9 protein-coding genes are annotated in these 12,740 nt (G+C 65.7%); all 9 read left to right on the top strand.

From position 1 onward, the window contains the following. The first annotated feature begins 50 nt into the window (after positions 1 to 50). The 9 genes from ACK1U9_RS12740 to alr all read left to right on the top strand — a co-directional run bounded on the left by ACK1U9_RS12740 (position 51) and on the right by alr (position 12,739). Positions 51 to 767, top strand: coding sequence for a response regulator (locus tag ACK1U9_RS12740; RefSeq protein WP_012271826.1), 717 nt, complete (start codon positions 51 to 53; stop codon positions 765 to 767). Continuing rightward, positions 764 to 1,540, top strand: coding sequence for a substrate-binding periplasmic protein (locus tag ACK1U9_RS12745; protein ID WP_046615219.1), 777 nt, complete (start codon positions 764 to 766; stop codon positions 1,538 to 1,540). Before ACK1U9_RS12740 ends, ACK1U9_RS12745 begins: the two co-directional genes overlap by 4 nt. Further along, complete coding sequence (locus ACK1U9_RS12750) at positions 1,537 to 3,789, top strand: ATP-binding protein (protein ID WP_284385066.1); 2,253 nt, start codon at positions 1,537 to 1,539, stop codon at positions 3,787 to 3,789. The genes ACK1U9_RS12745 and ACK1U9_RS12750 overlap by 4 nt, the downstream gene beginning before the upstream one ends. A gap of 217 nt (positions 3,790 to 4,006) precedes the next feature. Then, positions 4,007 to 5,413, top strand: a complete 1,407-nt coding sequence (locus ACK1U9_RS12755; protein ID WP_135003147.1) for an amino acid permease — start codon at positions 4,007 to 4,009, stop codon at positions 5,411 to 5,413. Between the two features lie 338 nt (positions 5,414 to 5,751). Further along, positions 5,752 to 6,546, top strand: coding sequence for an enoyl-CoA hydratase/isomerase family protein (locus tag ACK1U9_RS12760; protein WP_449109932.1), 795 nt, complete (start codon positions 5,752 to 5,754; stop codon positions 6,544 to 6,546). A 33-nt stretch (positions 6,547 to 6,579) separates the two neighbouring features. Next, positions 6,580 to 7,740 carry an acyl-CoA dehydrogenase family protein gene (locus ACK1U9_RS12765; protein ID WP_015270769.1) on the top strand — a complete coding sequence of 387 codons (1,161 nt, stop codon included), beginning with the start codon at positions 6,580 to 6,582 and terminating at the stop codon, positions 7,738 to 7,740. A 17-nt stretch (positions 7,741 to 7,757) separates the two neighbouring features. Next, on the top strand, positions 7,758 to 9,875 hold the full coding sequence (locus ACK1U9_RS12770) for an acetate--CoA ligase family protein (protein WP_449109933.1): 2,118 nt from the start codon (positions 7,758 to 7,760) through the stop codon (positions 9,873 to 9,875). Then, entirely contained in the window at positions 9,868 to 11,475 is a 1,608-nt protein-coding gene (locus ACK1U9_RS12775) for a 5-guanidino-2-oxopentanoate decarboxylase (protein WP_449109934.1), read from the top strand. Before ACK1U9_RS12770 ends, ACK1U9_RS12775 begins: the two co-directional genes overlap by 8 nt. 34 nt (positions 11,476 to 11,509) lie before the next feature. Further along, on the top strand, positions 11,510 to 12,739 hold the full coding sequence (alr, locus tag ACK1U9_RS12780) for an alanine racemase (protein WP_449109935.1): 1,230 nt from the start codon (positions 11,510 to 11,512) through the stop codon (positions 12,737 to 12,739). Position 12,740 lies beyond the last annotated feature (1 nt).

A 12,740-nucleotide genomic window follows, 5' to 3' on the forward strand; every position in this document is an offset into this window, starting at 1 on the left:
GCTGTCGCGAGTGTGTAGAACAAACCAATAAAAAAAAGAGACGACACGCAATGACGCCTCGGGTATTGATCGTCGATGACGATCCGCTTATTCGTGACTTGCTGCAGGCCTATCTGTCCCAGGAAGGCTATGACGTGCACTGCGCCGACACCGCGGAAAAGGCCGAAGCCCTGCTCGGCAGCCAGGATGTCGACCTGGTGCTGCTGGATATCCGTCTGCCCGGCAAGGACGGCCTCACCCTGACCCGCGAGCTGCGGGTGCGTTCGGAGGTCGGCATCATCCTCATCACCGGCCGCAACGACGATATCGACCGTATCGTCGGCCTGGAATGCGGCGCCGACGACTACGTGATCAAGCCGCTCAACCCCCGCGAACTGGTGTCCCGCGCCAAGAACCTGATCCGCCGCGTGCGCCATGCCCGCGAGGTGCACCCGGCGCCGGCCTGCGCGCAATCGCTGAAGCAGTTCGCCGACTGGGCGCTGGACACCGACCGCCGACGGCTGATAGACGCCCGTGGCGGGCAAACCCTGCTGACCCATGGCGAGTTTCAGCTGCTCAGCGTGTTCCTGCGCAACAGCGGCCATACTCTCAGCCGCGACCAGCTGATGGACCAGATCCGCAACCGCGAGTGGGTACCCAACGACCGCTCCATCGACGTGCTGGTCGGCCGCCTGCGGCGCAAGTTGCACGATGACCCGGCCGAGCCCCAGCTGATCATCACCATCCACGGCACCGGCTACCTGTTCACCGCCAGCGTGGCGGCATGACCCGCAGAGCCTGGGTGCTGGCCTTGGCATTGTTCGCCTTGCAAGCCAGTGCAAGGCAGCCAGTGCGCTATTGCGACTACCCGGTGTACCCGCCGATTTCCTGGAGTGACGGCCACCAGGTGCGTGGCCTGGCCCCCACCGTGGTGCGAGAGCTGTTCGCGCGCATGGGCTACGAAGTGCAGACCGTGGTGCTGGGCAACTGGAAGCGCTGCCTGATGGACGCCGCTGCCGGGCGGGTGGACGTGGTGCTGGCCTACAACAGCGACCAGCGTGACCAACGCATGCTCTTTTCCACGGTGCCGGTGGTGCGTGAGGAAGTGGCGGTGTTCTACAACCGCCTGCGGCCAGTGCAGTTCCAGCGCCTGGAGGACCTGGCCGGCTACCGCGGCGGCCTGCTTTACGGGGAAAGCTACGGCGCCGATTTCGACCGCTTCGTCGCCCGCCACCAGAACATCGAACGGGTGTCGTCCAGTCAGCAGAACTTCGGCAAGCTGATCCGTGGGCGCATCGACTACGTGATCCAGGAGCGGCGCACCGGTCAGCTGTTCATCGAAAACCTGCCCGGGGCGCAGGACATCCGCGTATTGCCCACGGCCCTGAGCGTGGACTACCTGCGCGTTGCGATATCACGGCAATCGCCTTTGAGCCAGCATATGGACGAAATCGACGCGCAGTTGCTGCGCATGAGCCAGACCGGCGAGATCGAGCGCTGGCTGGAGCAGAGCGAAGTGACCTACCGCGACATGGTCAACCTGCCGGCGGACTCCCGATGATCCGCCTGCGCACCGATGGCTTGCTGCGCCGCCTGCTGCTGTTCATCCTGCTGTTCAGCCTGTGCTTCACCGTGCTGGCCAGCTCGGTGCAGCTGTATTTCGAGTACCGCCGCGAGATGCGCGATATCGAGGCGCGCATGGCGTTGATCCGCGCCGGTTACCTGGCCAGCCTGGAGCGCAGCCTGTGGGACCTGGACGAGGCCCAGCTGGACACACAACTGCGCGGCCTGGTGGACTTTTCCGATGTCGCCCGGGTGCGCCTGGTCAGCGACGATTTCCAGCTGCTGCGCGGCGCCGCCGAGCCCAAGGGGCCGCTGCGCATCGAACGCTTCCCCCTCGATTACCAGCCGCCCTCGGGACCGGCCAGGCACCTTGGCGAGCTGGAAGTGAGCATCGACCTGGGCGCGGTGCACAGGCGGCTGTATGCCACTGGCCTTGCCAGCCTGCTGTGGATGGGCGTGTTCCTGTGTGGCCTGGCGGTGGCGCTGTCGGGGCTGTTCTATCGCCTGGTCACCCGCCACCTGCAAGTGATGGCCGAGTTCGCCCGGCGAATTGGTGCCGGCCAGTGGCAGGAACCATTGCGCCTGGGGCGCCGCCCGTCGACACGTCCGGACGAGATCGATACCGTGGCCAACGCCCTGGATGACATGCGCCGCGCCATCCTCAGCGACATCGAGCGCCGCGAGCGCGACCGCCTGGCGCTGCAGGACAAGCGCGACGAACTGCAGGCCATGGTCGAGCGGCGCACCGCCAGCCTGGCCCGGGCCAAGGACGAGGCCGAAGCCGCCAACCTGGCCAAGTCACGCTTTCTGGCGACCATGAGCCATGAGTTGCGCACACCGCTCAACGGCATTCTCGGCATGGCCGAGCTGCTGCGCGGCGGCCGGCTGGAGGTGGCCGACCGTCAGCGCGTCGAGGCCTTGTACAAGGCCGGCGAGGGGCTGCTGGCGATTCTCAACGAAGTGCTGTATTTCGCCCGGCTCGAGGAAGGCGAGAGCCGCGCCGAGCTGGTCGGATTCTCGCTACGCCAGTTGTGCCAGGAAGTGCTGACGCTGCTCGAACCCATGGCCAGGGACAATGGCGACGCCCTGCAGCTGCACATCGACGAGCAATTGGCCGAATACCAGCACGGTGCCGAACAGTACCTGCGCCAGGTGCTCAGCAACCTGCTGGCCAATGCCATCAAGTTCACCGAACACGGCCAGGTGCGGCTTGTGGTGCAGGTACTGGCCAGTGACCAGGGCGCGCAGCGCGTGCGGGTGTCGGTCAGCGACAATGGCATCGGCATCGAGCCGGCTGTGCAGGCCAGGGTCTTCGACCGCTTCGTCCAGGCCAGCGAGGAGGTGGCCCGGCGCTATGGCGGCACCGGCCTGGGCCTGGCGATCTGCAAGCATCTGGTAGAAAAACTGGGGGGCTGCATTGGCCTGGACAGCGTGCAAGGACAGGGGAGTCGCTTCTGGTTCGAACTCGACATGGCCTGCGGGCAGCCAGTGAAGGCCAACTCACCAGCCCCTTCGCCTCTGGCAAGCCTGGACATCCTGCTAGTCGAGGACGTGGAATTGAACCGCGAGGTGGCCGGTGGGTTGCTGCTGCGCGATGGCCACCGGGTGAGCTTTGCCGAGGACGCCGGGCAAGCCCTGCTGGCCTGCGCGCAGCGGCGCTTCGACCTGATCCTGCTCGACGTGCACCTGCCCGGCATGAGCGGGGTGGAGCTTTGCCGGCAACTGCGTGCCACGCCCGGGCCGAACCGCCACAGCCGGGTCCTGGCACTGACGGCTGGCGTGCAACCGGGGCAAGTGCCAGGGTACCTGGATGCCGGCATGCAGGGAGTGCTGGCCAAGCCCCTGCGGCTGGACAACCTGCGCCAGGCGCTGGCCGAAGCGGTGCCCACCGAGGTGGCGTGTATCGACGCGAGAATGGACTGGTCATTGCTGGACACCCACCGCTCGCTGCTGGGTGAACAGAAGCTGCAAGGCCTGTTGAAGGTGCTGCGCCAGTCGCTGGAACATCACGCCACGGCATTGGCCGAGGCGCTGCCGGCCCAGGACCATACCGAAGTGCTGCACCTGGCCCACCGCCTGGCCGGCAGTTGCGACTCCCTGGGTTTTTCTGGCATGGCTGCGCTGTTGCGTCGTCTTGAGGACGCTGCCCGGCAGCATGACGAACAGGCATTGAACGCGCTCGGCGAGCCGCTGGCCATGGAGCTTGCCCAGGCCCGCGCCACCCTGGAACAGTTGATCCAGAGCTGACGTACAAAATACTTACGACTTTTTACATCTTCGATCCGTTCGTACAACGGCACCTTACATCCGTTTCCAATAATCCATGGCAACCGTGTTGCACGCGGTCCATGAGGCTTATTGGAGACAAGAATAATGACATGCCGTAGCGCTCAGCCCCTCCTTCCTACCACAACGCGCGGCACCCCCGCGCGGCCTGGCACCGGCCGCAAAGGCGAGGTGCGCCATGACTGACAACCGCGAAAAGATCCAGCTCACCCGTGCGCTGAAAAGCCGACACATCTTCATGCTGTCGCTGGGCGGGGTGATCGGCACCGGGCTGTTCATGGGCTCGGGCGTGACCATCAACCAGGGTGGCCCGATAGGCGCGATCCTGGCCTACCTGGTCGCGGGTTTGCTGATGTACCTGGTGATGGTCTGCCTGGGCGAGCTGTCGGTGCAGATGCCGGTGTCCGGTTCGTTCCAGGCCCACGCCACCAGGTTCATCGGCCCGGCCACCGGCTTCATGATCGGCTGGGTGTACTGGATGAGCTGGGCCACCACCGTGGGCCTGGAGTTCACTGCCGCCGGCATGCTGATGACCCGCTGGTTCCCGGAGGTGCCGATATGGTATTGGTCGGCGCTGTTCGTGGTCGTGCTGTTCGGCCTCAACGCCCTGGCCACCCGTGCCTTCGGCGAGGCGGAGTACTGGTTCTCGGGGATCAAGGTGGCAACCATACTCGGCTTCATCATCATCGGCCTGCTGGTAATCTTTGGCGCCATCCCGCTGAGCAGCGGGGCGCCGGCCCCGATGCTGGACAACCTGGTGGGCGAGTCGCTGTTCCCCCATGGCCTGTCGGCAGTGTTCGCAGTGATGATGACCGTGGTCTATGCCTTCCAGGGCTGTGAAATCATGGGAGTGGCGGCCGGCGAGACCGAGCACCCGGAAAAGAGCATCCCGCGGGCTGTGCGCAACGTGGTGTTCCGCGTGCTGATCTTCTACGTGCTGGCGATTGCCGTGCTCTCGGCCATCGTGCCGTTCGAGCAGGCCGGGCTGATGGAAAGCCCGTTCGTGCAGGTGTTCGACATGGTCGGCATTCCCTTTGCCGCCGACCTGATGAACTTCGTCATCCTCACCGCCATCCTTTCGGTGGGCAACTCCGGGCTGTATGCCTCCACGCGCATCCTCTGGGCCATGTCCAAGAGCGGCATGGCGCCGAAAAGCCTGTCGCCGTTGAGCAAGCGTGGCGTGCCGTTGCGGGCGCTGAGCATCACCCTGTGCTTTGCGCTGATCTCGCTGATGACCAGTTTCATTGCTGCCGACACCCTGTTCATGGTGTTGATGGCGGTGAGTGGCATGTCAGGCACCGTGACCTGGATTGTCATTGCCCTGGCGCAGTACCGCTTCCGCAAGGTCTACCTGCGTGATGGTGGGCAGCTGCAGGACCTGAAGTACAAGGCGCCGCTTTACCCGCTGGTGCCGCTGCTGTGCATCACCCTGTGCAGCTCGCTGTTCGTGTTCCTGGCGCTGGATGAAACCCAGCGGCCGTCGTTGTACTGGGGCTTTGGCTTCATTGCCCTGTGCTATGCGGCGTACTTCTTCGTCAACCGCCGTCGGCAGGGGGCCTTCGAGCCGAGCGTGCCGGGGGTTTGAGGTTTCAATCTCGGGGCTGCTACGCAGCCCATCGCGACGCAAGGCCGCTCCCACAGGTAACGCGCAGACCTGAAGTCTGCGAATGACTTGTGGGAGCGGCCTTGTGTCGCGATGGGGCGCAATGCGCCCCCAGCAATCCGCCAGTTGTACAAAGTTGTAACAACCACCTCCTATCTCAACCTTGATCCAACAAATAAGACTAATAAAAACAACGACATATATCGTTTTCAAGCGTTGTTACAGCCCCATCCCCGCCCAATTGCCGCCTTGTTGAACACTCGTTTAGTATCTCCCTCATCAAGCCCTCTCAAACCATCACAACAACACCGAGGCCCCCCATGACCACCCCGTCGTCGTCACTGTTGAGCAAGGTCGAAGCCGGCGTTGCCTGGATCACCCTCAACCGCCCCGAGCAGCGCAATGCGCTGGACATCCCCACCCTCAAGCAACTGCACACTCTGCTGGAAACCTGCAACAGCGACCCGGCCGTGCGCGTGGTGGTGCTGACCGGCAGCGGCTGCAGCTTCTGCGCCGGTGCCGACCTTGCCGAATGGGCCGCGGCCGAGGCCCAGGGCACCCTGGAAAGCTACGGCTGGACCGAAACCGCCCACGCACTGATGTTGCGCCTGCACAGCCTCGACAAGCCCACCATCGCTGCCATCAACGGCACCGCCGTGGGCGGTGGCATGGACCTCAGCCTGTGCTGCGACCTGCGCATCGCCGCGGCCTCGGCGCGCTTCAAGGCCGGCTACACCAGCATGGGCTACAGCCCCGACGCCGGTGCCAGCTGGCACCTGCCACGGCTGATCGGCAGCGAGCAGGCCAAGCGCCTGTTGTTCCTCGATGAGCTGTGGGGTGCCGAACGTGCCTTGGCGGCCGGGCTGGTCAGCGAAGTCTGTGCCGACGAGCAACTGCCCGCCGTGGCCGCCGAGCTGGCCGGGCGCCTGGCCAATGGCCCTACCTTCGCCTACGCGCAGACCAAACGGCTGATCCGCGATGGCGCCCGGCGCACCCTGGCCGAGCAGCTGGAAGCCGAGCGCCAGGCCGGCCTGCTGTGCGGCCGCAGCCAGGACGGTGCCGAGGCGCTGCGAGCGTCGGTGGAGCGCCGCGCACCCCGTTTCACCGGCCAGTAACCCGATAACCGACCCTCACCAGGACCTTCGCAGATGAATTTCCAACTGACCCAAGAACAAGAAATGTTGGTGGAAGCGGTACGCAGTTTTGTCGCCAAGGAGCTGCTGCCCCATGAGGAGGCAGTGGACCGCGCCGATGCCGTGTCGCCCGAGCTGGCTGCGCAGATCCGCGGCAAGGCCATCGCCGCCGGGTTCTATGCCTTCAACATGCCCGAGGAGGTCGGCGGCGGTGGCCTGGACTATCTGTCCCAGGCGCTGATCGAGCGCGAACTGTCCAAGGTGTCCTGGGCCCTGCACGTGTTCGTCGCGCGGCCATCGAAAATCCTCATGGCCTGCAAGGACGAGCAGATCAACGACTACCTGTTGCCCTGCGTGCAGGGTGAGAAGATCGATTGCTTCGCCCTCACCGAGCCGGGCGCCGGCTCCGATGCCAACGCCATCAAGACCCGTGCCGTGCGCCAGGGTGACGACTTCGTCATCAACGGCAGCAAGCACTTCATCAGCCATGCCGGCCACGCCGATTTCGCCATCGTCTTCGCCGTCACCGACACCTACGAGCACAACGGGCGCAAGCGCAACGCGGTAACGGCCTTCCTGGTCGACCGTGGCACGCCGGGCATGACCATTCGCCGTGGCCCCAAGTGCGTGAGCAACCGTGGCTACCACACCTACGAGCTGTTCTTCGACGACTGCCGGGTGCCGGCCAGCAAGGTGCTGGGCGAGGTCGGCAAGGGCTGGGAAGTGGCCAACGCCTGGCTCACCGCCGGCCGGGTGATGGTCGCCGCCAACTGCGTGGGCCAGGCCCAGCGTGCCCTCGACCTGTCGCTGCAATGGGCTGCCGACCGCAAGCAGTTCGGCCAGGCCATCGGCAGCTACCAGGGGGTGTCGTTCAAGCTGGCCGACATGGCCACGCAGATTCGCGCTGCGGAAATGCTCACCCTGCACACCGCCTGGAAGATGGACCAGGGCAGCATGACCGATGGCGAGGCCGGCATGGCCAAGCTGTTCGCCAGCGAAGTGCTGGGCAAGGTTGCCGACGAAGCCGTGCAGATCTTCGGCGGCATGGGCCTGATGGATGAAGGGCCGGTCGAGCGCATCTGGCGCAACGCACGCATCGAGCGCATCTGGGAAGGCACCTCGGAAATCCAGCGGCACATCATCGCCCGCGAACTGCTGCGCCCGCTGCTGCGCTGAGCGCCAGGAGAACACCCATGTCGCATTCGATTCGTGACAACCTCAAGCGCCTGCTGGCACCCCGGCACCTGGCCTTCGTCGGCGGGCGCAGCATGGCGCGGGCGCTCAAGCGCTGCGCCGAAGGTGGCTTTGGCGGCGAGCTGTGGCTGGTCAACCCGCAGCATGACAGCCTCGAAGGTATCCCCTGTGTGGCGCGGGTGGCCGACTTGCCCTATGCCCCGGACGCGGTGTTCATCGCCACCAACCGCGAACTGACTCTGCAGTGCGTTGCCGAGCTGGCCGCACGCGGCGCCGGTGGCGCCATCTGCTATGCCTCAGGCTTTGCCGAAAGCGGCGAAGAGGGCGGCCAGCTGCAGCAGCGCCTGCTGGCCGCCGCCGGTAACATGGCCTTGCTCGGCCCCAACTGCTACGGCCTGCTCGACTACCTGCACGGCGCTGCCCTGTGGCCGGTGGCCCATGGTGGCCAGCAAGTGGAGAAGGGCGTGGCGATCCTCACCCAGAGCGGCAACTTCGCCTACAACCTGTCGATGAGCGACCGCTCGCTGCCGGTGGCCTACATGGCCTCTGTCGGCAACCAGGCACAACTGGGCGTGGCCGAGCTGATGGACGTGCTGCTCGACGACCCACGGGTAACCGCCATCGGCCTGCACCTGGAAGGCCTGAAGAACGTGCCGGGCTTCGCCCGTGCCGCCTGCAAGGCATTGCAGCAGGGCACGCCGATCATTGCGCTGAAGACCGGCGTGTCGCAGATCGGCGCCGAACTGGCGCTCAGCCACACAAGCTCGCTGTCCGGCTCCGATGCCTTGTACGACAGCCTGTTCCAGCGCCTGGGCGTGATCCGCGTCAGTGGCCCGGTGAGCTTCGTCGAAACCCTCAAGGCCGCCGCCTGTGGCCGCCTGCCGGTGAATGGCGAGCTGATAGCCCTGGCTTGTTCCGGTGGCGATGCCGGCTTGATCGCCGACTATGCCGAGCGCAACCAGCTGGTCCTGCCAAAGCTCGAACAAGGACAGGTGGCGCAGTTGGCCGAGGTGCTGCCGGCCTATGCCAACCTGGTCAACCCACTGGATTTCACCACTGCCATCTGGGGTGATGCAGCGGCCCTGCAACGCATGCTCGACAGCACCCTGAGCGGCGCAGCCGACGCGGCCATGCTGGTGCTGGACTACCCGGCGGCGTTCACCGGCGAACGCAAGGAATGCGACCTGCTGCTGGCACTGTACTGCGATGCGTTGGAGCGCCACGGCAAGATCGGCTTCGTCACCTCGGCATTCCCGGAGCTGTTGCCCGCCTGCGCGCGCGAGCGTTTGCACGCGCGCGGCATCGCCGCCCTGCAGGGTGTGGAGGATGGCCTGGCAGCCTGGGGCCGCATCGTCGCCTACCAGCGCAACCGCCAGCGGCTGCTGGAACAGGGTGAGGCCGCACGGGTGCCGCTGTGCCCCCAGACCATCGCGGGCGAGGGCCAGCTGCTGGACGAATGGCAATCCAAGCAAGCCCTGCGTGCCTTCGGCCTGCCGGTACCGGCAGGGGTGTTGAGCACACCCGAGCGTGCCGTGGCAGATGCCGCCCGCGTCGGCTACCCGCTGGTATTGAAGGCGGTCAGCGCGCAACTGCCGCACAAGACCGAAGCCGGCGCGGTGGCGCTGAACCTGCGCGATGCCGCTGCCCTCGAGGTTGCGCTGGTGCAGATGCGCCAGCGCATCGCCGCCTACGCCCCGCAGGTAGCGTTCGACCAGGTGCTGCTCGAACCGATGGCCGAGCCGCCGCTGGCCGAATTGATCGTCGGCATCAAGCGCGAGCACGACTTCGCCCTGGCCCTGGTGATCGGTGCCGGTGGCGTGCTGGTCGAGCTGCTCAAGGACAGCGTCAGCCTGTTGTTGCCGACCACCGACGACGCCATCCGTTGCGCGCTGCTCGGCCTGCGCAGTGCCAGCCTGCTGCAAGGCTTCCGTGGCCGCCCGGCTGCCGACCTCGACGCATTGGTTGCGGCTATCCGCGCGGTGGCCGACTACGCCTGCGAAAACGCCGGGCAATTACTGGAGCTGGATGTGAACCCATTGATGGTAGGTGCCCACGGCACCACTGCGGTCGATGCGCTGATCCGCCTCGGCCAGGCGCAAGGAGAGCGACATGAATAAGCACACCCCAACCGCCGGCCAGGCGTTGGTGCGCCTGCTGGCCAACTATGGCGTGGAAACGGTATTCGGCATCCCCGGCGTGCACACTCTGGAGCTGTACCGCGGTCTGCCGGGCAGTGGCATCCGTCATGTGCTGACCCGCCACGAGCAGGGCGCCGGCTTCATGGCCGACGGATATGCCCGGGTAAGCGGCAAACCGGGGGTATGCTTCGTCATCACCGGCCCGGGCGTGACCAATGCCGCCACGGCCATCGGCCAGGCCTATGCCGACTCCATCCCTATGCTGGTGATTTCCAGCGTCAACCACGCTGCCAGCCTGGGCAAGGGCTGGGGCTGCCTGCACGAAACCCAGGACCAGCGCGCCATGACCGCGCCGATTACCGCGTTCTCCGCCGTGGCCCTGCGCGGCGACGATCTGCCCGAGCTGATCGCTCGTGCCTGGGCCGTGTTCGACAGCGAACGGCCGCGCCCGGTGCACATCTCGGTGCCGCTGGACGTGCTGGCCGCACCGGTCAGCCGTGACTGGAGCGATGAGGTGGTGCGCCGTCCCGGGCGCGGCCAGCCGTGCCGTGACATCCTCGACCAGGCTGCCGTGAAGCTGGCAGCCGCCAGGCGCCCGATGATCATTGCCGGTGGTGGGGCATTGCACGCGGCCGAGCAGTTGCAGCAACTGAGCACCCGGCTGGCAGCCCCACTGTTCACCAGCGTGGCCGGCAAGGGCCTGCTGCCAGCGGACGCACCACTGAATGCCGGCGCCAGCCTGTGCGTCGAGCCCGGCTGGCAGCTGATCAGCCAGGCCGATGTGGTGCTGGCAGTGGGTACCGAAATGGCCGACACCGACTTCTGGCGCGAGCGCCTGCCGATCAGCGGCGAGCTGCTGCGCGTGGACATCGATCCGCGCAAGTTCAATGACTTCTACCCCTGTGCCATTGCGCTGCGCGGCGATGCCCGGCAAACCCTGGCCGGCCTGCTCGAGCACCTGCCAGCGCTGGACCGTGACCCGGCCCAGGCCAGCGAAGCCGTGGCCAACCTGCGGCTGGCCATCCGCAACGGGCATGCGCCGCTGCAGGCCGTGCACCAGGCAATCCTCGACCGTATTGCCGCCGTGCTGCCCGATGACGCCTTCATCAGCAGCGACATGACCCAACTGGCCTATACCGGCAACTACGCCTTCGCCAGCCGGGCGCCGCGCAGCTGGCTGCACCCCACCGGTTACGGCACCCTCGGCTACGGCCTGCCGGCCGGCATCGGCGGCATGTTCGCCAGCGACCACCGCCCAGGCCTGGTGCTGGTGGGCGACGGCGGCTTCCTTTACACCGTCCAGGAGCTGGCCACGGCAGTCGAGGAGCTGGACCGACCGTTGGTCGTGCTGTTGTGGAACAATGACGCCCTTGGCCAGATCCGTGACGACATGCTCGACCTGGACATCGAGCCGGTCGGCGTACTGCCGCGCAATCCGGACTTCATCGGCCTGGCCCGTGCCTTTGGTTGCACGGTGCGCCAGCCGCGTGATCTGGATGCGCTGCAGGCCGATCTGGCCAGCGGTTTCGCCACCCCCGGCGTCACCTTCATCGAACTCAAACACACCTGCGTCTGCTAAGCGGCAGACACCACGAACAACAAGAGAAACCACCATGCCATTTCGCCGTACCCTCCTGGCTGCATCCCTCGCTCTGCTGATCACCGGCCAGGCCCCGCTGTACGCCGCACCACCCCTGTCGATGGACAACGGCACCACGGCCCTGACCGTGCAGAACAGCAACGCCTGGGTCGAAATCAGTGCCGGCGCCCTGCAACACAACATCCGCACCCTGCAGGCCGAGCTGGGCGGCAAGTCCAAACTGTGCGCCGTGCTCAAGGCCGATGCCTATGGCCATGGCATCGGTCTGGTGATGCCGTCGATCATCGCCCAGGGCGTGCCTTGCGTGGCGGTGGCCAGCAACGAAGAGGCCCGGGTGGTGCGCGCCAGTGGCTTTACCGGGCAACTGGTGCGGGTACGCCTGGCCAGCCTCGGCGAAGTTGAAGATGCCTTGCATTACGACATGGAAGAACTGGTCGGCAGCGCCGAGTTCGCCCGCCAGCTCGATGCCCTCGCCGAACGCCACGGCAAGACCCTGCGCATCCATCTGGCGCTCAATTCCAGTGGCATGAGCCGCAACGGCGTGGAGATGGCTACCTGGTCCGGCCGTGGTGAAGCGCTGCAGATCACCGACCAGAAGCACCTCCAGCTGGTCGCGCTGATGACCCACTTCGCCGTGGAAGACAAGGACGATGTGCGCAAAGGCCTGGCAGCGTTCAACGAACAGACCGACTGGCTGATCAAGCACGCCAAACTTGATCGCAGCAAGCTCACCCTGCATGCCGCCAACTCCTTCGCTACGCTGGAAGTGCCGGAAGCGCGCCTGGACATGGTGCGCACCGGCGGCGCGTTGTTCGGCGACACCGTGCCGACGCATACCGAATATCAACGTGTCATGCAGTTCAAGTCGCACGTGGCAGCGGTGCACAGCTACCCGGCTGGCAACACCGTCGGCTACGACCGCACCTTTACCCTGGCGCGTGATTCGCGCCTGGCGAACATCACCGTCGGCTACTCCGATGGCTATCGCCGGGTGTTCACCAACAAAGGCCATGTACTGATCAACGGCCACCGTGTGCCAGTAGTGGGCAAGGTGTCGATGAACACCTTGATGGTCGATGTCACCGACTTCCCCGATGTCAAGGGTGGCAACGAAGTGGTGCTGTTCGGCAAACAGGCCGGGGGAGAGATCACACAGGCCGAGATAGAGGAAATCAACGGCGCGCTGCTCGCCGACCTCTACACCGTATGGGGCAGTTCCAACCCGAAGATTCTCGTCGACTGAA

It is taken from the genome of Pseudomonas sp. XP1 (assembly GCF_053557675.1).

Bases quoted from the DNA above. Each gene is read 5' to 3' on its own strand.
- ACK1U9_RS12740 (WP_012271826.1), top strand. From the start codon at position 51: ATGACGCCTCGGGTATTGATCGTCGATGACGATCCGCTTATTCGTGAC.
- ACK1U9_RS12745 (WP_046615219.1), top strand. From the start codon at position 764: ATGACCCGCAGAGCCTGGGTGCTGGCCTTGGCATTGTTCGCCTTGCAA.
- ACK1U9_RS12750 (WP_284385066.1), top strand. From the start codon at position 1,537: ATGATCCGCCTGCGCACCGATGGCTTGCTGCGCCGCCTGCTGCTGTTC.
- ACK1U9_RS12755 (WP_135003147.1), top strand. From the start codon at position 4,007: ATGACTGACAACCGCGAAAAGATCCAGCTCACCCGTGCGCTGAAAAGC.
- ACK1U9_RS12760 (WP_449109932.1), top strand. From the start codon at position 5,752: ATGACCACCCCGTCGTCGTCACTGTTGAGCAAGGTCGAAGCCGGCGTT.
- ACK1U9_RS12765 (WP_015270769.1), top strand. From the start codon at position 6,580: ATGAATTTCCAACTGACCCAAGAACAAGAAATGTTGGTGGAAGCGGTA.
- ACK1U9_RS12770 (WP_449109933.1), top strand. From the start codon at position 7,758: ATGTCGCATTCGATTCGTGACAACCTCAAGCGCCTGCTGGCACCCCGG.
- ACK1U9_RS12775 (WP_449109934.1), top strand. From the start codon at position 9,868: ATGAATAAGCACACCCCAACCGCCGGCCAGGCGTTGGTGCGCCTGCTG.
- alr (WP_449109935.1), top strand. From the start codon at position 11,510: ATGCCATTTCGCCGTACCCTCCTGGCTGCATCCCTCGCTCTGCTGATC.